At 45.4% G+C, this 24,500-nt stretch carries 20 protein-coding genes and 1 pseudogene; 18 read left to right on the plus strand and 3 right to left on the minus strand.

What is annotated here, in order from left to right:
• Positions 1-495: 495 nt before the first annotated feature.
• The 10 genes from DYD54_RS00340 to lpdA all read left to right on the plus strand — a co-directional run bounded on the left by DYD54_RS00340 (position 496) and on the right by lpdA (position 11,070).
• A complete protein-coding gene (locus tag DYD54_RS00340) occupies positions 496-867 on the plus strand; it encodes a hypothetical protein (RefSeq protein ID WP_063513291.1) in 372 nt (123 codons plus the stop codon).
• Positions 868-1,236: 369 nt separating this feature from the next.
• Positions 1,237-1,668: a hypothetical protein gene (locus DYD54_RS00345; RefSeq protein ID WP_063513292.1), complete on the plus strand. Its 432-nt coding sequence runs from the start codon at positions 1,237-1,239 to the stop codon at positions 1,666-1,668.
• A gap of 103 nt (positions 1,669-1,771) precedes the next feature.
• Positions 1,772-1,963: a hypothetical protein gene (locus tag DYD54_RS00350; protein WP_063513293.1), complete on the plus strand. Its 192-nt coding sequence runs from the start codon at positions 1,772-1,774 to the stop codon at positions 1,961-1,963.
• 153 nt (positions 1,964-2,116) lie between these two features.
• Entirely contained in the window at positions 2,117-2,533 is a 417-nt protein-coding gene (locus tag DYD54_RS00355) for a hypothetical protein (protein WP_063513294.1), read from the plus strand.
• A 742-nt stretch (positions 2,534-3,275) separates the two neighbouring features.
• Positions 3,276-3,512: a hypothetical protein gene (locus DYD54_RS00365; protein ID WP_146740141.1), complete on the plus strand. Its 237-nt coding sequence runs from the start codon at positions 3,276-3,278 to the stop codon at positions 3,510-3,512.
• Between the two features lie 9 nt (positions 3,513-3,521).
• Positions 3,522-4,460 (plus strand): transporter, encoded by a 939-nt coding sequence (locus DYD54_RS00370; RefSeq protein ID WP_063513295.1) that lies wholly within the window; start codon positions 3,522-3,524, stop codon positions 4,458-4,460.
• A gap of 70 nt (positions 4,461-4,530) precedes the next feature.
• On the plus strand, positions 4,531-5,118 hold the full coding sequence (locus DYD54_RS00375; protein ID WP_167541377.1) for a C39 family peptidase: 588 nt from the start codon (positions 4,531-4,533) through the stop codon (positions 5,116-5,118).
• A 289-nt stretch (positions 5,119-5,407) separates the two neighbouring features.
• Complete coding sequence (locus tag DYD54_RS00380; RefSeq protein ID WP_063513297.1) at positions 5,408-8,260, plus strand: 2-oxoglutarate dehydrogenase E1 component; 2,853 nt, start codon at positions 5,408-5,410, stop codon at positions 8,258-8,260.
• 87 nt (positions 8,261-8,347) lie between these two features.
• On the plus strand, positions 8,348-9,568 hold the full coding sequence (gene odhB / locus DYD54_RS00385) for a 2-oxoglutarate dehydrogenase complex dihydrolipoyllysine-residue succinyltransferase (RefSeq protein ID WP_063513298.1): 1,221 nt from the start codon (positions 8,348-8,350) through the stop codon (positions 9,566-9,568).
• A gap of 56 nt (positions 9,569-9,624) precedes the next feature.
• Positions 9,625-11,070: a dihydrolipoyl dehydrogenase gene (lpdA, locus tag DYD54_RS00390; protein ID WP_063513299.1), complete on the plus strand. Its 1,446-nt coding sequence runs from the start codon at positions 9,625-9,627 to the stop codon at positions 11,068-11,070.
• Positions 11,071-11,311: 241 nt separating this feature from the next.
• On the opposite strand, the gene DYD54_RS00395 is transcribed toward lpdA, so the two are convergent.
• Positions 11,312-12,529 carry a YadA-like family protein gene (locus tag DYD54_RS00395; RefSeq protein ID WP_063513300.1) on the minus strand — a complete coding sequence of 406 codons (1,218 nt, stop codon included), beginning with the start codon at positions 12,527-12,529 and terminating at the stop codon, positions 11,312-11,314.
• A gap of 529 nt (positions 12,530-13,058) precedes the next feature.
• Between DYD54_RS00395 and DYD54_RS00400 the strand changes: the two genes are divergently transcribed.
• From DYD54_RS00400 to galE, 4 genes and pseudogenes are all read left to right on the plus strand, one after another.
• Complete coding sequence (locus tag DYD54_RS00400) at positions 13,059-13,925, plus strand: UTP--glucose-1-phosphate uridylyltransferase (RefSeq protein ID WP_063513301.1); 867 nt, start codon at positions 13,059-13,061, stop codon at positions 13,923-13,925.
• 9 nt (positions 13,926-13,934) lie between these two features.
• Positions 13,935-15,563, plus strand: coding sequence for a glucose-6-phosphate isomerase (gene pgi / locus DYD54_RS00405; protein WP_063513302.1), 1,629 nt, complete (start codon positions 13,935-13,937; stop codon positions 15,561-15,563).
• The gene (locus tag DYD54_RS00410) at positions 15,550-16,791 is read left to right on the plus strand and encodes a hypothetical protein (protein ID WP_063513303.1); all 1,242 of its coding nucleotides are present in this window, start codon (positions 15,550-15,552) and stop codon (positions 16,789-16,791) included. The genes pgi and DYD54_RS00410 overlap by 14 nt, the downstream gene beginning before the upstream one ends.
• 23 nt (positions 16,792-16,814) lie before the next feature.
• Positions 16,815-17,844, plus strand: a pseudogene (gene galE / locus DYD54_RS00415) (UDP-glucose 4-epimerase GalE); the annotation flags it as partial.
• 53 nt (positions 17,845-17,897) lie between these two features.
• Here galE and DYD54_RS00420 read toward each other — a convergent pair.
• Together DYD54_RS00420 and DYD54_RS00425 are read right to left on the minus strand one after the other, a co-directional pair.
• On the minus strand, positions 17,898-18,917 hold the full coding sequence (locus DYD54_RS00420; RefSeq protein WP_063513304.1) for a M48 family metallopeptidase: 1,020 nt from the start codon (positions 18,915-18,917) through the stop codon (positions 17,898-17,900).
• Positions 18,918-18,928: 11 nt separating this feature from the next.
• On the minus strand, positions 18,929-20,035 hold the full coding sequence (locus DYD54_RS00425) for a YjgN family protein (protein ID WP_063513305.1): 1,107 nt from the start codon (positions 20,033-20,035) through the stop codon (positions 18,929-18,931).
• 202 nt (positions 20,036-20,237) lie between these two features.
• On the opposite strand from DYD54_RS00425, the gene rdgB reads away from it, so the two are divergent.
• The 4 genes from rdgB to clpX all read left to right on the plus strand — a co-directional run bounded on the left by rdgB (position 20,238) and on the right by clpX (position 24,420).
• Positions 20,238-20,834 (plus strand): RdgB/HAM1 family non-canonical purine NTP pyrophosphatase, encoded by a 597-nt coding sequence (gene rdgB / locus DYD54_RS00430; RefSeq protein WP_063513306.1) that lies wholly within the window; start codon positions 20,238-20,240, stop codon positions 20,832-20,834.
• A 166-nt stretch (positions 20,835-21,000) separates the two neighbouring features.
• Positions 21,001-22,335, plus strand: coding sequence for a trigger factor (gene tig, locus DYD54_RS00435; RefSeq protein WP_036366749.1), 1,335 nt, complete (start codon positions 21,001-21,003; stop codon positions 22,333-22,335).
• A 141-nt stretch (positions 22,336-22,476) separates the two neighbouring features.
• Entirely contained in the window at positions 22,477-23,103 is a 627-nt protein-coding gene (gene clpP / locus DYD54_RS00440) for an ATP-dependent Clp endopeptidase proteolytic subunit ClpP (RefSeq protein WP_036366801.1), read from the plus strand.
• A 9-nt stretch (positions 23,104-23,112) separates the two neighbouring features.
• On the plus strand, positions 23,113-24,420 hold the full coding sequence (gene clpX, locus DYD54_RS00445; RefSeq protein WP_370446588.1) for an ATP-dependent protease ATP-binding subunit ClpX: 1,308 nt from the start codon (positions 23,113-23,115) through the stop codon (positions 24,418-24,420).
• Positions 24,421-24,500: the final 80 nt, after the last annotated feature.

Here is a 24,500-nt window from a genome sequence, read left to right on the forward strand (position 1 = left end):
TGGTAATACCCATACATCTTGGGTTAAGCTTAAAAATGCATATCTTATGTATTTTGGTTGTAAATGTCGTTGGGTATGCTATATATCACCAATTTAGAATGCATAAAAAATAAGGCTCTGGTTCAAAAAGTATGCTACAAAGAAAACCGTTCGTGGCGAGCTTGAGAAACCTAACGGTTTTCCTACCCGCAGGCAGGCTCAGGGAGAACGGAAAACCTAGTTCAGCATACTTTTTAGACTACTACCAAAATATGGTTAAACGTGGAGCAATCAACATTATGGCTCCCAACCGTTCTGTTGCTAAAAAAATTGCAGGAAACAATCCCATCAGAGAATATCACGCTGGCCCTGGTTCAAGATATACCCATTATCATCCGAACCCAAGAAATGGCTCTCATATTTGGTACGGCAAACCAAGATAATTAAGACAATTAAAAGTTATGGGGATAGTTCAGCCCCATAATTAGTTATAACACCTAATTTTGGATCATATCTATGTCTCATATCTACCTAGTCATTTCCGATGATGAAATTAAAAAAATTACCCAAGAAAGATTTTTAAAATTTCACAGCATAGATAGCCATCAATCTGATAAATACGGTTATTATAGATATGATGAAAACCTTTGTCAGATAATACATGATGATATTTATTGCATTCATAACCAACTAATTGAACTTTTAGGTAATTACAGCAAACAATCTAAAAAATTATTTTTTGCAAAATTTCTTCTACTCAATAAAAACAATGAAGATGATATGTTTAATCTTTCTTTGGCAAAGATTGACAGATTTGATTTTATCCAACTGGAAACTTTAGATAATAATTCACATCTAAAATTAAACACCATTTATCAAATATCTTAGGGATTTAAAATGCGTAAAATCACTCTTTATTGTATATCATTACTAAGTTTATCAGCCCACACCAATCCCCCCTAACCGTCGAAGATCTATTGGCGGATAAAAACCGTTTAAATTTAACGTAAGCGCAGCTCATTTGGTGGGATAGGGGTAATGGGAGTTATAAAGTAGACTAATGATCTGTTATGAGACTGATAAAAATTTTTATATAAAAAATCAATACCAACGCTTGACAGATACAAATGTATTAGTTAGTATCAGAAGTGATAACCAACACCAAGATGATAATCTCTCACCATCATCATCTTAGCATGGTTATCGGCTATCAGTATCAGACTGATGGTTTTTTCACAACGTTAATAAGGAAAACATGTGAAAAAGTTCTCAATCCTAGCACTTACTGCCACTATCGCCACCGCCCCTGCCTTTGCAGAGACGACTTCTCATTATACCACACCGAGTGTAGAATTATCTACTCAACCAACCCAAGAAGCCGATTTATCTTTTGCTTTTAATGATACCCAAAACTTACAAGCTGTTGCTATGACAGATAGCCAGATGCAGGAGACGGAGGGGGCTTGGATTCCTAACGCTATTGGAGGATTGGCTGGCATGTATGGTGCAGGCTATGGTTATTTGGCTGGTGGTGGTGATAATCCCTATAAATTTATTGGTGCTGCCGCTCTGGGTGGAGCCCTTGGTTTTGCAAGTCCAGTAAACGGAGTTCGCTCAGGTCTAACTACATTCGGAACCGGCTTTGCTTCTACTTACGTCCCAACCAAATTTGGTGGAAAATACTGGTAGATCAGCATATAAACTAACTTTAAGGCATGCTGCATATCAGCCCCCATAATGCTGACGAATATGCTCACAGGTTTGCAGATCTGTGAGCATATGGAGGTTTTAAATGAATAATAGCCCTTGGTTTTATATCATTTATCCAATTTTTGTAATAATAGTTTCATTTGTTATAACAAAAACCAATTACCTAGAACTGATTATTCCAGATAATAAAAATATTGATAAGTTTTATACTGATATTTTAATTATAGGAGTGCTTATGATTACATTTAGAATAGTAACAAAAAAAATGTGGTGATGCTTATTGAAACCAAAGTCATACAGTCCTATGAATCCTCTTTTAATCTATTTTAAATTAATATTTATTATAGCATTTGTGTCATTCATTAGTTTACTTTTATCAGAAAACTGTACACACGGTCTTTTCTAAACTCAAAGAAGGTAAAATATTATGAAAAAATTGTCAATCCTAGCACTTACTGCCACTATCGTCACCGCCCCTGCTTTTGCAGAGACGACTACTTACCCCACACCAAGTGTAGAGTTATCTACCCAATTTAATGAAGCAACCGACCTATCTTTTGCTTTTGATGACACCCAAAACTTACAAGCTGTTGCCATGACTGATAGTCAGATGCAGGAGACGGAGGGGGCTTGGATTCCTTATGCGGTTGGAGGGGCAATAGGCGGTATTAGCTATGTATCGGGCTGTGCTTATACAAAGTGCACTGTGGCAGGTCTGGGCAAGTCTGTTGTTGGAGGTGCGTTGGTGCCTGTGCGTGGTGCTCAAGCCATATATGGCGCATCTAAAGTAGCATTTGCTGGAGGTACAATTAATGGTGTTGGAAACCGCAAAGGCTGGTGGTAACTTTGTTGAAAGGTAAAATCCTAAAGAAAGTTAGAAATTTGGTTAAGTACTTAACCAAATTTCACGCTTTTTTAGCTGTCTTAATTTTATTTTCTTATCGCCCCTGCGATGATGTTTTGGCTTCCAGTTTTTTATTGTCAATACTGTTGGTGTTTTTAATCAGCTCTTTTTTTATAAAAGGCTATTTTAAAAGCCCTATGTTTTTTACCATTCAGACGGAAAATTATATTGAAGATTTTTTACTGAATTATTCTTTGTTAATCGCTATTATTTTAACACCGCTTGTTAGATTAGTAGTCTTTAATGATAATAATGGATTGTGCTAATCTTTTAGAATTTGATTCAAAGGTAATGGTCTAAAAAGTATGCTGAACTAGGTTTTCCGTTAACCCTGAGCCTATCGAAGGGTAGGACAACCGTTATGGTTCGACAGGCTCACCACGAACGGTTTTCCTTGTAGCATACTTTTTGAACCAGAGCCGAAAGTAATTGTTTGTCATCTTATTTTAAAAAATATTGCTATATTTTTTATAAAATTATTGATTGACTTGTTAAGCTTAAATTAATTTTAGAATGTAGTCATGATTATTAAAATCAAACCGCTTAATGGTTGTGTTGTAGACACATCGTTTTTTGTAAATGGTCATTACTTGGCAAAAGACAAAAAAACAATGCTTTTGTTTGCGCTGCTACGGATTTGCTAAAATGTGAATTAAAATCCATTTTTGGCGATGTGCTTAATTTGACTTGGCATAAAGCGATAAAAGAAATAAAAAAGGGTACTGCATATTCTGAATATACATTGAAGCAAGAAAGTGTGTCTTTGTTAAAAGATATCCATAGGTATTATGGAGCTTTTGAACTGACTTTTTTTGAAGAAAGTAAAAAGACACTAATTTATCAATCAAAAGAATTAAACATTAAGGATATTGATATGAATTATCCCATAAAGATGAACAGTGCAATTAGGATAGTTTGAGATGATATTATGAGATTGAAACTTTTATTGCTAACTTTAACCACCTTACCACTCATCGCCCACGCCGATCTACCTCTCACAGTAGAAGATATCTTGGCGGATAAAAACCGCTTTAAATTGGATACCGAACTTAGCTATTTTAATCAACAAAAAACATCGGCGGCGGCACAAGGCTTTAACAGCGTAGACTTAGGCGGTGGAAGAACCATTTATTTGCCTAATATTGGCGAGAGCAATACCAATACCGATAGCCTAATTGCATCTTTTGGAATGCGTTATGGTGTGAGTGATAGACTAGAAATGGGTATTAAGACTAACGGTGTCTATCGCGATGACCGTCATCAAAATGGTGCGGATTTATCAAAGTCAAGCGATACAAGCCTAAATGATGTGAGCCTAGCCACCCAATACCAAGTCATCAAAAACCATAAAACCTTGCCTGATAGCTTGTTGTTTGGCGAATTATCACTTTATGACAACACACAAGGACTCAAAAATAAATCGGGCGGTTCGGCACTTGTGGGTTTGAGCGTTTATACTGTCAATGACCCGATTGTGCTAAGTCTTACAGGTACTTACCAACATCAAACAAAGCGTGAATTACAAAATGGCGGCCGTATTCATTTGGGCGATACAGCGACACTCAATGGCTCGGTGGGTTTTGCGGTTAATCCTGATATTACGCTGACAGGCGGTGTGAGTGTTCGCCACAAATGGGCGGACAAAAACGACTTTGGCAACATAGAAAACAACCAAACACAAACCGCTTTAAATCTTGGTTTGGCTTATGCACTAAGTGCAAGAAGTAACTTGACTGCTAATGTTCGCACACCAATTTCAGGAGCTAGCGGTAGTACGGTATCGGTTGGATTGACCACCAAGATTGGGGAGTTGCCACCGCCTTTATCTCAAAAATACCGCCAAGCCAACAATCAAAATATCCAATAATAATTTAATGGCTAAGATTGTAATCGTAATGAAAAAAGCTCTTTTATTTATAGTTGCTTTTAGCATAAATTTGGCTTATGCAGATTGGCATACACCCAAAACACTTAGCACAAAGACCACTTACACCGATATTAAAAATAGCAAAGTTACCAAGCAAGATGTGGATTATTCTTGCGGTGCATCATCGCTTTCTACCATTTTAACTTACTTTTACCAAACGCCTAAAACAGAACGGCAAATTTTGGACGATATGGCATTAGATGATGTGATGTCATCGTTTTTGGATTTGGCAAAGGTCAGCGAAAAATATGGTTTTACTGCTCGTGGTGTAATGATGGATTATGACACACTTGTCAAGCTTAAAATTCCTGCCATTGTTTATGTCAATCATAAGCGAAGTGACCATTTTAGTGTGGTGCGTGCCATTGATGAGTACAATGTTTATTTGGCAGACAGTAGCTGGGGCAATCGCACACTAACACGCCGTCAGTTTGAAAAGATGTGGCTTACCACAGACAACTACACCAGAGGCAAGGTGCTACTTATCTTGCCCACCACCAACACCCAAAAAAATCTTGCCGATACCACTTTTACTGCCATCGTTGATACCCAAAAACTACTCAGGCAAACACCTGCGTTATTTTGGCGGTTCTTGTAACTTGGGCTGATTTTTGATGTTTTTGGTATTTTTAGAGTTTATCATTACGCTTGTATTAGTATTTAAACCTAGCAAAATTTTTTTGCTATACCGCAGTTTTTGGACAAGTTTTCTAAAAAATTTCCCTTATTCACATTTTAAAACTCTTTGCAACTTGTTATGTTTTGTCAAATGGCGTAAACTATGCACAGTATGGTATTTTTTTATAAATTGGACAGTTTGATTGGCTTTTTAAGTGATGATTTAAAAAACCAATCAAGAAAACACCATTGACTGAGAGTGTTAAATTATGACAAAAAGTAGCAAAGATACGGTGGCTTATCAAAGCACCGAACTCACCGCAGATGGTGCAGCGTACATCGAGGCGTTGTACGAGGGCTATTTGGCGGATAAGGCAAGTGTGGGCATCGAGTGGCAAAAATACTTTGCCGATTATGAGCAAGCAGGCGATGCCCCGCACAACGCGATCAAAGAGCAGTATTTGCTACTTGCCCGCAACCAAACAAACGCCCGTCCTGATCAAGCCCAAGGCGGCAGCACTGACTGCAACCCTAAACAAATGGCAGTTCAGCAGTTGATCTCTGCTTATCGTCGTCGTGGTCATCGCAAAGCTCAGCTTGACCCATTGGCACTACAGCAGCGTGCACCTGTTGAAGATTTGACCTTGGCTTATCATGGTCTGTCTGAAGCAGATCTTGACACGACTTTCCCAACCAGCGATCTTGCCATCGGTAAATCTGAAGCAACCCTACGCGAGATTATTGAGATTCTAGAGCGTGTGTATTGTGGCAGTATTGGCTATGAATACATGCATGTATTCACAGCGACCGAGAAACGTTGGTTCGAAAATTACATCGAATCAAACCACGGTCATATCCGCTTCGATAAAGACAAAAAACTAGAAATCTTTGACCGTCTAACCGCTGCCGAAGGTCTGGAAAAATACCTTGCGCGTAAATATACCGGCGTGAAACGCTTCGGTCTAGAAGGTGGTGAAAGCTTCATTCCTGCTGTGCACGAGATGATTCAGCGTGTTGGTGGCTATGGCGCCAAAGAAGTCGTTATCGGCATGGCACACCGCGGTCGTCTGAACCTACTTGTGAACATCATGGGTAAGAACCCATCTGTACTGTTTGATGAATTTGACGGCAAGATCCAGCCTACCGTTGGTTCTGGTGATGTAAAATACCACAACGGTTTTAGCTCGAACGTCGTTACCAAGGGCGGTGAGCTGCACTTGGCATTGGCGTATAACCCATCGCATCTAGAGATCGTCTCTCCAGTGATGCTGGGCTCAGTGCGTGCGCGTCAAGCTCGTCGTTCTGAAGAATACGGCTATGACATTGATAACAGCACGGTGATGCCAATTGTGGTGCACGGTGATGCTGCGTTTGCTGGCCAAGGTGTTAACCAAGAAACTTTCCAAATGTCACAAACTCGTGCCTACAAGACAGGCGGCACGCTGCACGTTGTGATTAATAACCAAGTTGGCTTCACCACATCACGCCCAGAAGACGCGCGTTCTACTGAGTACTGTACTGACGTAGCGAAGATGGTTCACGCACCTGTTATCCATGTTAATGGTGACGATCCTGAAGCGGTGGTATTTGCCTCTCAGCTATTGGTAGATTATCGCCAAGAATTCGGTCGTGACATCGTGCTTGACATCGTCTGCTACCGCCGTAACGGTCATAACGAATCAGACGAGCCGTCAGCCACTCAGCCATTGATGTATCAAATCATCAAAAAACTACCAACCACTCGCACCAGATATGCTGAGCAGTTGGCAAAAGAAAATGTACTGACCAAAGAAGAGTCAGCACAAATCGAAGATAACTACCGTGTGGCACTTGATAACGGTCAAGATGTGGCTCAAGGTCTGGCGACAGAGCCTGATACCAGCCTATTCGTTGACTGGACGCCTTATGTGGGTCACAAGCTAGAAGACGACTGGGAAACTGGCGTTGACATCGAGAAGCTAAAATCTTATGGTCAAGCCATGGCAAAAGTGCCAGAAGGCTTTGAACTACAGCGTCAGGTCGCCAAAGTTCTAGAACAACGTCTTGCCATGCAGACAGGCGAAGAGCCATTGAACTGGGGCGCTGCTGAGACATTGGCATATGCATCACTGGTTGATGAAGGTCTGCTTGTGCGTATCACAGGTGAAGACGTGGGTCGTGGTACATTCTCGCACCGTCATTCTGAACTGTATAACCAAAAAGACGGTAGCATGTATATCCCGCTTCAGCACATCCGCGAAGGTCAAGCACGTTTTGCTACCTATAACTCGCTACTGTCAGAAGAGGCGGTACTTGCCTTTGAATACGGCTATGCGACCACAGTGCCAAATGCACTGATCGTATGGGAAGCACAGTTTGGCGATTTTGCTAACGGTGCTCAGGTTGTGATTGACCAGTTCATCGCAAGTGGTGAGACCAAGTGGCAGCGTCTGGCAGGCCTTACCATGCTATTGCCGCACGGCTTTGAAGGTCAAGGCCCTGAGCACTCATCAGCACGTCTAGAGCGTTATTTACAGCTGTGTGCTGAAGACAACATGCAAGTGATCACACCGACCACACCAGCACAGATCTTCCATGCGCTACGCCGTCAGGTTATCCGCCCTGCGCGTAAGCCATTGATCGTAATGTCGCCTAAGTCATTGCTTCGTCATCCGCTTGCGACATCGACGCTTGATGAGCTTGCAAATGGTAAGTTTGAAACTGTACTGCCAGAGATCGACGCATTGGACAACAGCAAAGTAACTCGCCTTGTGCTATGTGGTGGCAAGGTATACTACGAGCTTCTGGGTCAGCGCCGTAAACTGGGTCTAGATCACGTGGCGATCGTACGTATCGAGCAGCTATATCCGCTACCAGAAGCGCGCATCTTGGCAGAGTTCGCGAAGTATCCAAACCTAGCTGATGTCGTGTGGGCGCAAGAAGAGCCATTGAACCAAGGTGCTTGGTACTATCTATTGCCTGAGATGTATCGCATCATGGCGACTCAGTCAGCTAACTTGGCAGCGCCTGCAGCACGTCCTGCAGCGGCAGCACCTGCGACCGGCTCTCCGAAGATCCACAATGCTCAGCAGCAAGCACTAATCGCTGATGCGCTAGGCGTGACAGTAGAACAATTGCAATAATTCATCAGCCAAACTGACCAAAGGTGGTCGGTTTGGCATTATTTATGATTTTTATATTAAAATTTGACATAAACGTAGGAGTTTATCATGGCTGAAATTAAAGCCCCAGTATTCCCAGAATCGGTACAAGACGGCACCATCGTAGAATGGCACGTTGCCGAAGGCGAGCAAGTATCACGTGACCAACTGCTTGCAGAAATCGAGACCGATAAAGTTGTTCTAGAAGTTGTTGCACCTGATGATGGCGTTGTAACCAGCATTGTAAAAGGCGTAGATGACACCGTACTATCTGCTGAAGTTATCGCGAAATTCGAAGCGGGTGCAACTGCTGAACCTAAAGCAGGTAATGCAGAAGAACTGTCAAAAGAAGAAGCTGACAAAGGCACCACCATCGATCCTGCAAGCGTTGCTGCACCAGTACAGCCAAAAGGCGCTGAAGGTGATTTTAAAGATCAAAGCCCAGCCGTTCGTAAAGCTGCCAAAGAAACTGGCATCAATCCTGCTGATGTTCAAGGCTCAGGTCGTGGCGGTCGTGTGACTAAGTCTGACATGATCAACCCAACGCTAAAAACCACTTCTGGTAGCGTTATCGCGACTGCTGTTGGTGAGCGTGCTGAGACTCGCGTTCCGATGACTCGTCTACGTAAGCGTATCGCTGAGCGTCTATTGTCTGCTACTCAAGAAACCGCAATGCTAACCACGTTCAACGAAGTGAACATGAAGCCGCTCATGGACTTGCGTGCCAAATACAAAGACCAATTCGAAAAACGCCACGGCGTAAAATTGGGCTTCATGTCGCTGTTCGTTAAAGCAGCTACCGAAGCATTGAAGCGTTTCCCTGCGGTGAACGCTTCTATCGATGGCGATGACATCGTATATCACGGCTACTATGACGTGGGCGTGGCGGTGTCAAGCGACCGTGGTCTGGTTGTGCCTGTTCTACGTGACACTGACAGCATGGGTCTTGCCGATATCGAAGGCGGCATCCGTGACTATGCGGTTAAAGCGCGCGAAGGTAAATTGGCAATCGAAGAGATGACCGGTGGTACATTCACCATCACTAACGGTGGTGTGTTCGGTTCACTACTATCTACGCCAATCATCAACCCACCACAAACTGCCATCCTAGGCATGCACGCCATCAACGAACGCCCAATGGCGGTAAATGGCGAAGTGGTTATCCTACCAATGATGTACCTAGCTCTATCTTATGACCACCGTCTGATCGATGGTAAAGATGCGGTTCAATTCTTGGTAGCCATCAAAGAGTTGATTGAAGACCCAGCGCGTCTGATCTTAGATCTATAATAAAAGCAATGCCTATCGCAAGGTAGGCATTTTTCATTAAAAAAGAGAGAATAATCATGAAAACTTCATACGACTTAGTTGTAATCGGTGGTGGACCTGGTGGCTATGAAGCTGCCATCCGCGCTGCTCAGCTTGGCTTTAGCACCGCTTGTATCGAAAAACGCATCCACAAAGGCGAACCTGCACTTGGTGGTACTTGCCTAAACGTGGGCTGCATCCCATCAAAAGCACTGCTTGACAGCTCACACCGCTATGAAGCAACTCGTCATGAACTTGCCGAGCATGGCATCAGCACAGGCGATGTCAGCATCGATGTCAGCAAGATGCTTGCTCGCAAAGATGCCATTGTCAAAGGTCTTACCGGCGGCGTGGCAGGTCTATTAAAAGGCAATGGTGTGGACTGGCTACAAGGCGTGGGTACACTACTTGATGGTAAAGCTGCTGAAAAGCAAGTGAAATTCACTGCTCATGACGGCACTGAAACAACCATCACTGCTAAGTACGTTATCCTAGCGGCAGGCTCTGTGCCAATCGAAATCCCAGTTGCTAAGACTGACGGCGAGCACATCGTAGACTCAACTGGCGCGCTAGAGTTCAAAGAAGCACCAAAACGTCTTGGTGTGATCGGTGCTGGCGTCATCGGTCTAGAGCTTGGCTCTGTATGGCGTCGTCTAGGCTCAGAAGTGGTGGTATATGAAGCCATGCCAGAATTCCTAGCGGTCGCTGACAAAGACATCTCAAAAGAAGCCGCTAAGCTACTTAAGAAACAAGGTCTAGACATCCGTGTAGACACCAAAGTTACCAATGCTGAAGTAGTCAATGGCGAAGTAGTAGTTACTACTGATGTCAAAGGCGAAATCAAGACTGAGACCTTTGATAAGCTGATCGTCTGCGTGGGTCGTCGTGCATACAGCGAAGCATTACTGGCTGATGGCTGTGGCATTGAGCTGACTGAACGAGGTTTGGTGGCGGTTGATGACCAGTGCAAAACCAACCTAGATGGTGTGTATGCCATCGGTGATTTGGTGCGTGGACCGATGCTGGCTCATAAAGCGATGGAAGAGGGCATGATGGCGGTAGAACGCATTCATGGCGAAAAAGCTCAGGTAAACTATGACACCATCATCAGCGTCATCTATACCCACCCAGAGATTGCTTGGGTGGGTCTGACCGAGCAGGCTGCTAAAGACAAGGGATATGAGGTAAAAACTGGCTCGTTCAGCTTAGCTGCTAACGGTCGTGCGTTGGCACAAGGTGAGGGTCAAGGTCTCATTAAGGTCGTGGCAGACGCCAAAACTGACCGATTGCTTGGTTTGCATATGGTGGGTGTTGGTGCAGGCGACATCGTTCATCAGGGCATGATTGCTCTTGAGTTTGTGTCGAGCGTTGAAGACTTGCAGCTCATGACCTTTGCACACCCAACCGTATCTGAAGCGGTGCATGAAGCGGCGTTGTCGGCTGATGGTCGAGCGATTCACGCCATCCAACGTAAAAAACGCTGATTGACTTTCTCAATAAAAAAACACCCATCATAGGGTGTTTTTTTATGGCAATGTTTTAAGATGCTCAAATCGCTGGACGAAGTTTTGATTTCACTGCCAATCCCAAACGCATTTTAATAGGGTCTGAAAGGTAGTTTGGTATATTATTTTGAGTTGGTTTGGGTATCAAAGTGCGTGAAATTAGATTTGATATAAAAAAATCGCTCAATGATGAGCGATTTTTTCATGCAATGATCGTGGATTATTTCCAACGATAGCCTGCACCAGCACCAAAAGTACCAGAGCCAGAGGAATTTACTGAGCCACCGATCTTATAGGTAAAGGCACCAGTCTCACTTGCACCAGTAAGACCAACTGCTACCGCACTTTCACCATTATAGAAGCCTGTACCACCAGTGATGTAGTGGCTACCAGCAGCCGGTGCTGGCATCATGGCAAGGGCCACAGCACCAGCCACGCCTGCACTTAGCTTGTCATCAAGCTTGTTGATCTTGTCATTGATTGGCTGTAAATCAACTGCTGCTGGCGACTTGCTCATCAAGGTCGCGATGTCCGCTTGGTTCTTGGCAATGTTCTGAGTATTTTTCGCAGTTTGTTCAGCTGTTTTTTGAGTGGCAGTGATATTGTCAGCGATTTCGTCGATGAGGACATTGGTCGCAGTACCAAGATCATTGATTGAGTCGGTATGTGCTTCTAGAGCAGCACGGTTTTTTGCCACTTCATCAACAGTGGTTTCAGAAATCACCGCCAACTTGAAGATGTCATTGGTGTTCTCAGCGATTTCGTCGATGAGGACATTGGTCGCAGTACCAAGATCATTGATTGAGTCGGTATGTGCTTCTAGAGCAGCACGGTTTTTTGCCACTTCATCAACAGTGGTTTCAGAAATCACCGCCAACTTGAAGATGTCATTGGTGTTCTCAGCGATTTCGTCGATGAGGACATTGGTCGCAGTACCAAGATCATTGATTGAGTCGGTATGTGCTTCTAGAGCAGCACGGTTTTTTGCCACTTCATCAACAGTGGTTTCAGAAATCACCGCCAACTTGAAGATGTCATTGGTGTTCTCAGCGATTTCGTCGATGAGGACATCGTCTGTTGCACTCAAAGCACTAACAATATCACCCACGCCATCAAGAGCAGCATAGTGGTCTCCAATTGCCTCATGAGCTAGTTTAAACCATTCTGAAAGGTTATCAAGATCGGTGCTTGTTTCTTCTGCAGCAATCTCTAAATTTTCTATTCTTTCATAGTTCAATTCACCAAGGTTGGCTAGTTCCGTAGTACTTTCTGTATAGTACGATTTAACTTGAGCAGCCGCTTGACCAGCTACCGTACTTGCCACAGCCAATGCCAATGCAGATGCGATCACACGACCTTTTGAACGAGAAGTGGCGATCTCTGAACAGACGACCGATTGACCAAGCGAGTTGCGCTTGACTTTAAAGATTTTATTCACAAGATAACTCCTATCTGATATCTGATTTGTGATGGAAAGGTAAATAAGAACCCAGTGTGTAGCTTTTGAGCACTTATCGCCATATGTTTTAACACTGTCTTGCTCTATGGTAACAAGGCATCGCTTTTGTGTCAAATATATTTTTAGCATCATTTGAAGCCTTTCTATAAAAAAATTTTTTTGGATTTTTTGGGGTTGTTTTGGCAATTATTATGTGTGGCGATTGGCGTTTCGTCGCATCCCCCATTCTGCTTCTAGTCAGCGTCTGCTGGGAATAGATGTCGTTTGAATGCTGGGATGTCGCTGTGTCTGGGGTGCATAAGATGAGCGGATGTATTATTGGCGAGATAGGTCATTTGCCTGCATTGTCATTATGCGATGTGTGTTATAATCGAACATTGATTGAATGTCATGAGGTTGAATGGTCATGATGGATCATTTGGCTGGTCTGATGCTCAAGGTGTCATGACTTTTTTGAATCGCTGTTATTTAATCATAGTAGCCATTGTAGATGTGATAGGTAGTTTAGATGAAATCAGTAACTTATGCCATCATCCCTTGTGCAGGCTTTGGCACTCGGATGCTCCCGCTTTCAAAAGCTATCCCAAAAGAGATGTTGCCGCTTGGCAATCGCCCAAGCATTGCCTATGTCATTGATGAAGCAATAAAGGCAGGCATCAAAAATATCGTGCTTGTCAATCACGCCCAAAAAGGTGCGATAGAAAATTATTTTGACATCAACAGCGAACTAGATACCCAACTTCGCTCAAAGGGCAAAAATGAGCTGGCGGACAGTCTAAACTTTTTGCCAGATGATGTGGCGATTGCCAGCGTGCGTCAAGGCAAGCCTTTGGGGCTGGGACACGCTGTCTTGCAAGGGCGTGCGGTCGTGGGTGATAATCCCTTTGCGGTGCTTTTGCCTGATGTGGTGCTAGACCCGTTTAAGACTGATTTTAAGGCGGATAATTTGGCATATATGCTGGATGAGTTTGCCAAAACAGGTCGCTCACAAATCTTGGTAGACCCTGTGGCGGACGATGATGTGCACAAATACGGTATTGCTCGCCTTGCCGATAAGCAAACCATTGCCAAATCCGACACCAATCAATCTTTTGATGTTAAGGGTTTTGTAGAAAAGCCCCTGCTAAAAGACGCTCCGTCCAACCTTGCGGTCGTGGGGCGGTATGTGTTTAGCCCAGAGATTTTTGACTTTTTGGCAGAGACTAAGCCGTCTATGGGTGGTGAGATTCAGCTGACCGATGCCATTGATGCACTTATCAGTAAGCAGGGCATGGACGCGGTAACATTGAAAGGCGAGAGCTTTGATGCTGGCGACATGGCGACTTATATCAAGGCATTTGGTTATTTTGCCGAGCATATTGGCGAGCCATTTTAAGGATTTGCCATGAATCAAAGTCCCACTTGGCAAACCCTACACGCCCTTGCCCAAACTGACCGCACCTTAACCGAGCTGTTCAAAGATGACAAACGTGGCGAGCGGTTTGGTGTGTCGGCTTGTGATATGTACATGGATTTTAGTAAGCAAGCGATTGACGATGAGATTTTATCAGCGTTATTAAGCTTGGCGGACGATTGTCAATTATCCAATAAAATCAATGATTTATTAACAGGTAAAAAAGTAAACGACTCCGAAAACCGTCCCGCCTTGCACACCGCGTTACGCTTACCAAAGGGCGAGTCGCTCATCGTGGATGGTACGGACGTAAACGCCCAAGTCCACGACAGCCTTGCCAAAGCCGAGACGATTGTTAGCCTTATCCGCACAGGCGTGTGGCGTGGCTATGCAGGTCATGCCATGACGGATGTGGTCAATATCGGTGTGGGCGGTTCGGATTTAGGGCCCCTAATGGCAACGACTGCCTTGTCCGAGTGGGCGGACACGTCCATTCGGGTGCATTTTGTCTCTAACATGGACGGCACTCAGCTTGACAGCCTGTTAAAGGTGCTAAATCCGCAAACCACACTGTTTATCATTTCATCAAAGTCATTTGGTACGATAGACACGCTCTCCAACGCCAAAACCGCCCTGGGTTGGCTGTTGTCCGCCCATGACAACAAACCCACGATTTTACGCCGTCATTTTATTGGCATTTCTACACGTCCTGACAAGATGAGCGATTGGGGCATTCATGAAAATAATCAGTTGTTACTGTGGGACTGGGTTGGCGGTCGGTTTAGTATGTGGTCGGTCATCGGACTTGCTATTGCCATAAAAATCGGCATGGACGGCTTTTATGAGCTACTATCAGGGGCGAACGACATGGACAGGCATTTTACCACAGCCGATTTTGCCCAAAATATGCCCGTCCTGCTTGGACTGTTGGGCGTGTGGAACAGCACTTTTTTGGGGATTAACGCCCACACCGTGCTGCCTTATGACGGCAGATTGTCGCATTTTCCCAACTATCTGACCCAGCTTGAAATGGAGTCCAACGGCAAATCGGTCGCCAGAGACGGTCAGCAGGTCGGCTATGACACTTGTCCGATTTTGTGGGGCGACATCGGCTCAAACGCCCAGCACGCCTTTTATCAGCTCCTTCATCAAGGCACACAACGGGTCTCTTGCGACTTTATCACGCCCATTCATCGCTCTCATCAGCACCAAACTGCCAATGCTCATTTAGCCGAACAGCACAAGCTTTCCTTGTCAAACTGCCTTGCTCAGTCGCAGGTATTGGCGTTTGGCAATCACGCCTTGCCTGATGAGTTGCAAAAAAATGACGATGATTTTGCCCAATTTAAACAATATCGTGGCAATCAACCGTCCACCACCATTTTGTTAGATGCTCTCACGCCAAAAAGCCTTGGCTCGCTCATCGCCTTATACGAACACAAAGTCTATGTGGCGTCCGTGTTTTGGGGTATCAATCCCTTTGACCAATGGGGTGTTGAAATGGGCAAAATCATGGCAAACAGCGTGTTTGACGTGCTAAACGGGCAAGGCGTGGGCGACTTTGACAGCTCCACCAATTTTTTATTAAACATCATCAAGGATAGCCATGCACAAGACTAACCAAAAGCCCTGCACTCTTGTTGGACATAGCATAGACTGCCTAACGACTGCCGTTGTCTTGGCAAGTCTTGGTAAGCGTGTCGTGATTTATGACAATGACTTGGACCACATCGCTCGCCAGTATGCCTTTGAGCATGAGCTTGTGGCTTTGTACGAGATGTACAAAAGCCGTGAAGTCATTACCCTTGTGGGTTTTGACGACTTTGTGCCAGAGGAGTCCGAGCTTTGTTGGCTATTTGTGAGCGATGTGTGTTTTGATAATGTGGACGTATCCGTGTGGATAACTGCCTTTAATAAAGCCAATGACACAAGCCCTGTTATCCTAAGTGGTAACTTGCCTTTGGGGGATTTTGATGTCTTGGCAAAGGGGCTAAAACGTGCCTTGGTGTATTATGTGCCGTTTGTGTTTTTGGTGGACGGACAAGCCTTTACGTCCATGCTAAATCCGCACCTACTGCTCATCGGACAAAAGACCGACCATCCATTATCCGCCCTCATGCCTGTGATAAATGGAGCAAAATCGGTGCAAACGACCGACATCGCTACCGCAGAGTTTGCCCGTGCGTCTGTCATGGCAATGCTTGCCACTCGGGTGAGCCTCATGAATGAGTTATCACGACTTGCCGACCGTCAAGGCGTGGATATTACCACAATCAGTTATATCATGGGGCAAGACGGACGGCTGGGGGCGAGCTATCTTACCGCAGGGGCGGGCTTTGGCGGACGGACATTGCCAAACGAGATGATGACCTTGCAGGCGAGCTTTGATAACAAAAACGTCAAAAATCCCATTTTGTCTGCCGTGTCGGAGTTAAATGACGACCAAAAAGAGCTACTGTTTCGCAAATTTTGGCGGTATTTTGACGGCTTTATTGATGACAAAACGGTGCTGATTGTGGGCGGTAGTTACAAATCAGGCTCAGGACGTACCGACAATTCCGCCATTCATCGGCTGCTGCCCCTATTATGGTCGTATGGCATTACTACCTATGTGGCAGGGGGCGTGGCGGATGATGAGCTTATTAGGCTTTATGACGATGAGATGCTGTTTAAACCAAGTGGTATTGATGTGGACGTGCAAGCGATATTTGTCCTAAATCGCATTGACGACTTTGATGTGAATCGCCTTGCTATCGGCGTGCCTGTGTTTGACGCCAATGTGTTAAGTTGTGATGAGATCGGCAGGTTAAAGGGTGGGTATTTTGGTGTGGGGCGGAAAAATCACTAAATCCATTTTTAAGAGAATACGAGATGAAAAAAATCCTAGTAACAGGCGGAGCAGGCTATATCGGCTCACATACCTTGATTGAACTGATTAAGGCAGGTTATACGCCTGTGGTATATGATAATTTGTCCAATTCTAGCCCTGTGGCGATTGGGCGTGTACAAAAAATTTTCGGTACAGAGATAGCATTTATCAAAGGCGATGTGCTAGATAAGGCTCATTTGGAGCGGGTATTTGATGAACATGATTTTTTTTGGTGTGATTCATTTTGCAGGGCTAAAAGCGGTGGGCGAGAGCGTGGCAAAACCGCTTAAATACTACCAAAACAACGTAACAGGCACGCTAAACCTACTAGAAGTCATGAAAGACAAAGGCGTAACCAACTTTATCTTTTCATCATCGGCAGCGGTCTATGGCGACCCAGAGATTTTACCAATTGCCAAGACCGCCAAGCGTTCTTGCACCAACCCTTATGGACAGTCCAAGCTTGCGGTGGAGTATATCCTAGAAGATTTGGCAAAGTCTGCCAAGGATAGCCAAGTGTGGAATATCATCTCCCTACGTTACTTTAACCCCATTGGGGCGGACGTATCAGGGACAATCGGCGAAGACCCAAGCGACATTCCCAACAACCTTATGCCTTATATCAGCCAAGTGGCGGTGGGTAAATTAGAAAAATTATCCGTGTTTGGCAATGATTATGATACTGTTGATGGTACAGGGGTGCGTGATTATATTCATGTGGTGGATTTGGCAAAAGGTCATGTGTCAGCACTGGATTATATCGCAGGGTGTGAGACGGCTTTTGGCTTTGAGCCGATTAACCTGGGCACAGGCAATGGCACAAGCGTACTACAACTGGTTAATGCCTTTATCCACACCACAGGGCAGTCCGTGCCATACGTCATCGCCTCAAGACGAGCAGGGGACATTGCCACTTGCTATGCCAGTAGCGATAAAGCCAAAAACTTGCTTGGCTGGACGGCAGAATATGACATCGAGCGTATGTGCGTGGATACATGGCGTTGGCAAAGTCAAAATCCCAGAGGTATCATGCCTAAACAAAAACCGCCCAAAGGCGGTTTTTGCGACATTATGACAGTCATGCCCTATTCACTATGCTTCTTAACCTGCTCAATCCGCTTATCCGTCTTGGGGTGCGTGGACAGTAGCGACCAATGTCCTTGACCGTTGCCATGTTCTTTTTTCATTTTCTCAAAGAAGTTGGCAAGGTGCATGGGCGATATGCCAAGGCGTTTTAGCTCATCGATGGCATATTTGTCCGCTTCCATCTCTGCTTTTTGAGAGTATTGCGTGGTCGCAAGCACTGTGGGCAATGCCAGCAGAATATCAGACGTATCGCCCGTGATGATGACAACCAGCACTCCAATGCCAAGGCTTGATATGGCCTGTTCTAGACTATGTCGATGCACCAGATGCCCCTGTTCATGGGCTAGGACGGCTAGGATTTCGTGATTATCACCGCTAAGCTTGATAAGTTCATCGGTGATGACGATGGTGTTATTGGGGATGGCCAGTGCATTGGCGCCGATGTCACCGCCACTTCTGACGATGATTTTGGCTTGTGGGTTGGCATCTAGCTTATCATACAGAGCCTTGATCTCATCTTGGCGCGCCTTAGACAGGGCGCTGGGCTCGGTCATCTCCATGACGTATTCCTCAGCATGATTGCCTGCCTCCATAAGAACATCGCTGGGCAGTCTCTGAGTGATGTGGTGAGATGCCATCGGAATGCCAAAACGAAACAGCCCAAAGACAAACACGCACAATATCACCAACCCCGTTCCGATCCACGCCCAGCGGTTCTCCATCTTGGTAATGTTGTCGAACAGCGAACGATGCTGCAGCTCGATCCAATCGGGTGGCGAGCCTAGAAATTCTATGCGCGCGCCATCGGACAGCATGATGGCGTGTGGCGAATTATCCACGCTGGGCAGGTATTCACAATTCTTGGCAAAATAACGCTTCTCTTGGTGTGTGTTGTCGGTATTTCTCCAGACAACCACAAAACCATCCGCTTGACCCTGATAAAATACAGGATGAATTTGAGCGTTGTGCGCTTTACTGATTTGCCCATCAAAATACCGCACGGTCACAGCTTGGTTCATGCTAGACTCACTTACCAAGACACATCAAAGTCGAACACGTCGCTGATCTCTTCTGCCAGAGGCGATACGTTATCCGCGCTCGGCGTGGTCAGCGCATCGAAGTCGTCCACCACAGACAGGGCGAGGGTTTCGGTCTTGTAGCGGTGCATTCTCACCGCTGCCCAAGGGTGTAATAAGCCTACGCTTAGGACGGTTGCGATGACATTGGTTAGGCTGATGAAGGCGAATTTTAATGGGCTAAAGTTCACCAAGACGAAGCGATTGTCCCCCAAGGTTAATTTGCCCCAGATGGCGCGATGGATATAGCCTTGCATGAGTGGAAAAATAAGCAGCATCACAGCGTAGATGACTGCGATGATGCCTATTGCCACAGGTGGTAGCGACCCATCGGGTGAAGTCATCGTCTCTACTTGGCTAAAGATAAAACCACCACCCAGCAACATCACAACGAAAAATGCAAGTAACGGCAGAATCATCGCCTTATACATGTCCCAGACACCGGTGTTGAAGTTGAATTTAAGTTGTCCAAAATACGTATTGTCAAATTGATAACGCTTAAACAACCAAATCGTAAATGGTGTTAAGAGACCGAAGCTTACGAAGTTTAAAGCCACAATCAGCAACATCACCACATAAGCCGCCGCGAGCGTACCACCAAAACCAAAGCGAACGTTATTAAATTGGCTGTTTCTCGCCATAAAACGCAGCGTCGAGCGCAACATCCAAGGGAAAACTAAGAATAGTAATATCGCCCCTGCAAAAGCAATCTCAGGCGAGAACTGACCAAAGACGCTGATGGCGACATAGATGGCGATGGCGATCAGGCGCCCGATCAAGATGCGCTTGGGATTGGCGGTAAAATCAAAACTCTTGCCATCAAGGTGCGTATTACCATAAAAATAACGTAGGCGGCGCACTTTCGCCCATGGTGAGTAGATGCCCAGCGTAACAATGGTCAGCACCAAATTGACAATCCAAATCTTAAAATAAGCCATTGCTGTACCACCAAAGGTAAAGCGATGAGTGGTCGGCTCAGGCTGTAAGGTAGGTAGTGGAGGTGGCGCAGACGAAGCCGACAATACATCGCTGCCCACGTCGGTGTAGATGTTATTTGACATGAAAATCCTTTATTATTGAAAATGATTATTAAATGATAAACAACAGCATTGTATCAGGAATATTGCCGAAAAGAAACCTGAGCTTATATTAGGCTTGCCTGAGGGGGTTTGCGGATGACGGCATTCGCTGAGTGCTTAGGATGATTATCCGATGGGCTTAATTATGCTACAATAACAGACTGATAATTAGGAGATTTAAATCATGCAAACCATCGTTTTGGCCAGTAACAACAAAGGCAAATTGGCTGAATTTCAGGCGCTGTTCGATCAGGCGAATCTGGGCATTAGCATCATCCCACAAGGTGAGCTTGGCATCACAGACGCTGATGAGACAGGATTATCATTCATCGAGAATGCCATCATCAAGGCGCGCCACGCAAGTGCTGCCAGCGGACTGCCTACTTTGGCGGATGATAGTGGGCTATGCGTGCCTGCACTTGGTAATATGCCGGGGATTTATTCGGCGAGATATGCAGGCGTGCATGGCGATGATCAGGCAAATAACATCAAGCTACTGACAGAGCTGGCACCGCTTAGGGGCGATGCTCCAATCGCCGGTAAATTCGTCTGCGTGCTTGCCATGGTGCGCCACGCCGATGACCCTTTACCAATCATTGCCCAAGGCGAATGGGCGGGCGAGATCTTAGATGCACCACGGGGCGAGAATGGCTTTGGTTATGATCCGCTGTTCTATGTGCCAAGCCTTGACAAATCTTCCGCTGAGCTTGAAAAGACAGTCAAAAATTCGCTTAGTCATCGCGGACAGGCTTTGCAGACACTCATCAATCAGCTCAAATAAAAGGCATTTGATGGGGAATGCAGCGTTTTTGGTTGTAATTTTAACCGCTTAGCGTTATACTGTGATGCTTTTAGGTGTTTTGATGCCTAAATCGTGTTATGATAACACCCAAATTTTATACTTGATGGAAGTCAAGCCGATTTTCATATTTTAAAAGGTAATTACCATGAGCAATCTAGACATCGCAGTCAATGTACTGTCAGACAAAGAAACCCAATTGACCGTAAAAGTGCCAGTTGGTACCATCCAAGGCAAAGTAGAAGGTCGTATCCGCAGTCTAGCTAAGACCGCTAAGATTGACGGTTTCCGTAAGGGTAAAGTGCCTGTGTCGCACATCCGCGCCCAGTACGGTGCTGGCATCCAGCAAGAAGTCATCAACGACGTGATTCGTGACACCGTATTTGAAGCGATGAACGAGAAAAAAATCCGTGCAGTGGGCGTGCCGAATATTGATGACGTGAAACTTGAGAATGATTTCTTGGTATATCAAGCCACGGTTGAAACTTTCCCAGAAGTGGAAGTAAAAGGCGTGAGCGAGATCGAAGTTGAGCGTCAAACAGCTTCTGTGTCTGACGAAGACGTAGACGTGATGATCGAAAACCTACAAAAACAACGCCAAACGCTAGAGACCAAAGACGGTGCGCTAGAAGATGGCGATGAAGCGACTTTTGACTTTGAAGGTTCTATCGATGGCGAAAAATTCGAAGGCGGCAGCGCTGAGAACTATCGTCTGGTGATCGGTTCTGGTCAGATGATTCCAGGCTTTGAAGATGGCATGAAAGGCATGAAAGCTGGCGAAGAAAAAACCATCAAAGTAACTTTCCCAGAAGATTATCAAGCCGAAAACCTAAAAGGCAAAGAAGCTGACTTCAAAATCAATGTTAAAGAAGTTAAATCACCAAAACTGCCTGAGCTAAACGAAGAATTCTTTGAGCTATTCGGTGTAAAAGAAGGCGGTCTTGACAAGCTAAAAGCTGACGTTCGTAAGAACATGGAGCGCGAAATCAAGAATGCAGGTCGCAATCAAGTAAAACAAGCTGCATTTGACGCGCTACTTGAGAAGAATGAATTTGACGTGCCAAAAGCCATGCTAGAGCAAGAAATCAACCGTCAGCGCGAACAAATGCTACAGCGTTTCGCTCAGCAGTTCGGTGCCAACCCTAATACTTTCGGCGCTGACATGCTACCAAATGAGCTGTTCGAAGATCAAGCACTGCGCGCGGTACGTCTTGGCGTATTGGTTAGCCAAATCATCGACAAAGAGAAAATCGAAGTTGATCAAGATCGCGTGACTGCATTCATCGCAGAAGCGGCTGAAAACTACGAAGATCCACAAGAAGTTATCGACTACTACACCAACGACAAGCAGCAACGCGCTGGCATCGAGTCTGTGGTTCTAGAAGATCAAGTGGTTGATTATCTACTGGCTCAAGGTAAAGTAACTAACAAAGAAGTTAAATACCAAGACCTACTGGCAGCAGCTCAACAAGCTCAGCTATAATCTTGGCTTACAATAAAGCCATAAAAATACCCCAAACAGTGTTTGGGGTATTTTTTAATTAATGGTAAAATAAGCGATATTTTCAAAAACTAGGAAATCACAATGCAAAACATGAAACACAATCCTTTTTATGATCAGTTGATGGACAGCTATCACGCGCCCATTGCACCACAAAACGCCCTTGTGCCGATGGTGATTGAGCAGTCTGGTCGTGGTGAGCGTTCTTTTGATATTTTCTCGCGCTTATTGCGTGAGCGTGTGATTTTCTTGACGGGTCAGGTTGAGGATAACATGGCGAACCTGATTGTCGCTCAGTTGTTATTTCTAGAAGCTGACAATCCAGAAAAAGATGTACATCTATACATCAACTCCCCTGGCGGCGTGGTTACTGCGGGCATGGCAATCTATGATACGATGAACTTTATTAAGCCGGATGTCTCGACCATCTGTATGGGTCAGGCAGCGAGCATGGGCTCGTTCCTATTGTCGGCAGGTGAGAAGGGCAAGCGTTATGCTCTTGCCAATTCACGCATCATGATTCATCAGCCGCTAGGCGGTTTCCGTGGTCAGGCATCGGACATCGAGATTCATGCGCGTGAGATTATCCAGTTGAAAGCCAAACTAAATCAGCTGCTTGCTGATCATACAGGTCAGCCAGTCGAGCGCCTAGAGAAAGACACCGACCGCGATAACTTCATGAGTGCAGAAGCGGCGCGCGAATATGGCTTGGTGGATGTTGTGCTTGACAAGCGTCCTGCTGGGCTATAAGGATTGATGATGAGTAATTTAGAAAATACCTGTTCGTTCTGTGGTAAAAAGAAAGCCGAGGTCAAAAAACTCATCGCTGGCGATGCGGCTAATATCTGTAATGAGTGTGTGTCACTGTGTGGCGACATGCTAAGAGAAGCAGGCATCGGCGTCAAGCCATCCAAGGCTAAAGCTGATAAGCCAACAAAAGAGACCACCAAAGAAGCCACGTCTTATGACCACCAAGAAGAGGCTGACGATTGGGCGAATGCTAAGCTACCTACGCCAAAAGAGCTGCGCGCGCACTTAGATGAATATGTCATTGGTCAAGACGCTGCCAAAAAAGCACTGTCGGTTGCGGTCTATAACCACTATAAGCGCTTAAAGTCTGCCCAAAAAGACGACACGCTAAATGGCGAGAAAGTTGAGCTGGCTAAGAGTAACATTCTGCTCATCGGACCAACGGGCTCGGGTAAGACTCTATTGGCGCAAACTTTGGCGCGACTGTTGGATGTGCCATTTGCCATGGCAGACGCCACGACCTTAACCGAGGCAGGCTATGTGGGTGAGGATGTTGAGAACATCGTTCAAAAGCTGCTACAAGCTGCTGACTATGACATTGAACGCACCCAAAAAGGCATCATCTACATCGATGAGATCGATAAAATCACCAAAAAAAGCGAAAACGTCTCAATTACTCGTGACGTATCCGGTGAGGGCGTTCAGCAGGCACTACTAAAAATCATCGAAGGTACGGTTGCCAATATTCCGCCCCAAGGTGGCCGTAAGCACCCACGCCAAGAGATGATTCAGGTGGACACCAGTAATATCCTAATGATTGTCGGTGGTGCATTCGCAGGGCTTGATAAGATCATCCAGCAGCGTACAGAGACCACGGGCATGGGCTTTAATGCGGTGGTCAAAGCCAAAGAAGAGACCAAGATCAGTGAGCTGTTCCGTGAGGTTGAGCCTGAGGATTTGGTGAAGTTTGGTATCATTCCAGAATTTATTGGTCGTCTGCCGGTCATCGCGACGCTTGATGAGCTTGATGAAGAGGCATTGGTACAGATTCTCACCGAGCCCAAGAACGCGCTGACCAAGCAATATCAGTATCTGTTCGAGATGGAGGGCGCCAAGCTGTCATTTGATAAAGATGCATTGGATGCCATCGCCAAAAAAGCCATGAAGCGTAAAACAGGCGCGCGCGGTCTGCGCTCTATCATTGAGAATGCGCTGCTTGATACCATGTATGAGCTGCCAAGCATGGACGATGTCAAAGAAGTGATCGTCGATGCTGACGTCATCAACGATGGTAAAGCACCAACTATTGAGAAATAATCAGCCATGGTAAAACTCCCCGTCATTGCACGGGGATTTTTATTGCATGGTCATAAATGATCGCCGCCAAAAGATGACCA

Origin of the sequence: Moraxella ovis (genome assembly GCF_900453105.1) — a bacterium.
Taxonomy (GTDB): Bacteria; Pseudomonadota; Gammaproteobacteria; order Pseudomonadales; family Moraxellaceae; genus Moraxella; species Moraxella ovis.

Bases quoted from the DNA above. Each gene is read 5' to 3' on its own strand.
- DYD54_RS00370 (WP_063513295.1), top strand. From the start codon at position 3,522: ATGAGATTGAAACTTTTATTGCTAACTTTAACCACCTTACCACTCATC.
- DYD54_RS00400 (WP_063513301.1), top strand. From the start codon at position 13,059: ATGAAATCAGTAACTTATGCCATCATCCCTTGTGCAGGCTTTGGCACT.
- pgi (WP_063513302.1), top strand. From the start codon at position 13,935: ATGAATCAAAGTCCCACTTGGCAAACCCTACACGCCCTTGCCCAAACT.
- tig (WP_036366749.1), top strand. From the start codon at position 21,001: ATGAGCAATCTAGACATCGCAGTCAATGTACTGTCAGACAAAGAAACC.
- rdgB (WP_063513306.1), top strand. From the start codon at position 20,238: ATGCAAACCATCGTTTTGGCCAGTAACAACAAAGGCAAATTGGCTGAA.
- DYD54_RS00425 (WP_063513305.1), bottom strand. From the start codon at position 20,035: ATGTCAAATAACATCTACACCGACGTGGGCAGCGATGTATTGTCGGCT.
- DYD54_RS00340 (WP_063513291.1), top strand. From the start codon at position 496: ATGTCTCATATCTACCTAGTCATTTCCGATGATGAAATTAAAAAAATT.
- clpX (WP_370446588.1), top strand. From the start codon at position 23,113: ATGAGTAATTTAGAAAATACCTGTTCGTTCTGTGGTAAAAAGAAAGCC.
- clpP (WP_036366801.1), top strand. From the start codon at position 22,477: ATGGACAGCTATCACGCGCCCATTGCACCACAAAACGCCCTTGTGCCG.
- DYD54_RS00350 (WP_063513293.1), top strand. From the start codon at position 1,772: ATGAATAATAGCCCTTGGTTTTATATCATTTATCCAATTTTTGTAATA.
- DYD54_RS00355 (WP_063513294.1), top strand. From the start codon at position 2,117: ATGAAAAAATTGTCAATCCTAGCACTTACTGCCACTATCGTCACCGCC.
- DYD54_RS00380 (WP_063513297.1), top strand. From the start codon at position 5,408: ATGACAAAAAGTAGCAAAGATACGGTGGCTTATCAAAGCACCGAACTC.
- odhB (WP_063513298.1), top strand. From the start codon at position 8,348: ATGGCTGAAATTAAAGCCCCAGTATTCCCAGAATCGGTACAAGACGGC.
- DYD54_RS00420 (WP_063513304.1), bottom strand. From the start codon at position 18,917: ATGAACCAAGCTGTGACCGTGCGGTATTTTGATGGGCAAATCAGTAAA.
- lpdA (WP_063513299.1), top strand. From the start codon at position 9,625: ATGAAAACTTCATACGACTTAGTTGTAATCGGTGGTGGACCTGGTGGC.
- DYD54_RS00410 (WP_063513303.1), top strand. From the start codon at position 15,550: ATGCACAAGACTAACCAAAAGCCCTGCACTCTTGTTGGACATAGCATA.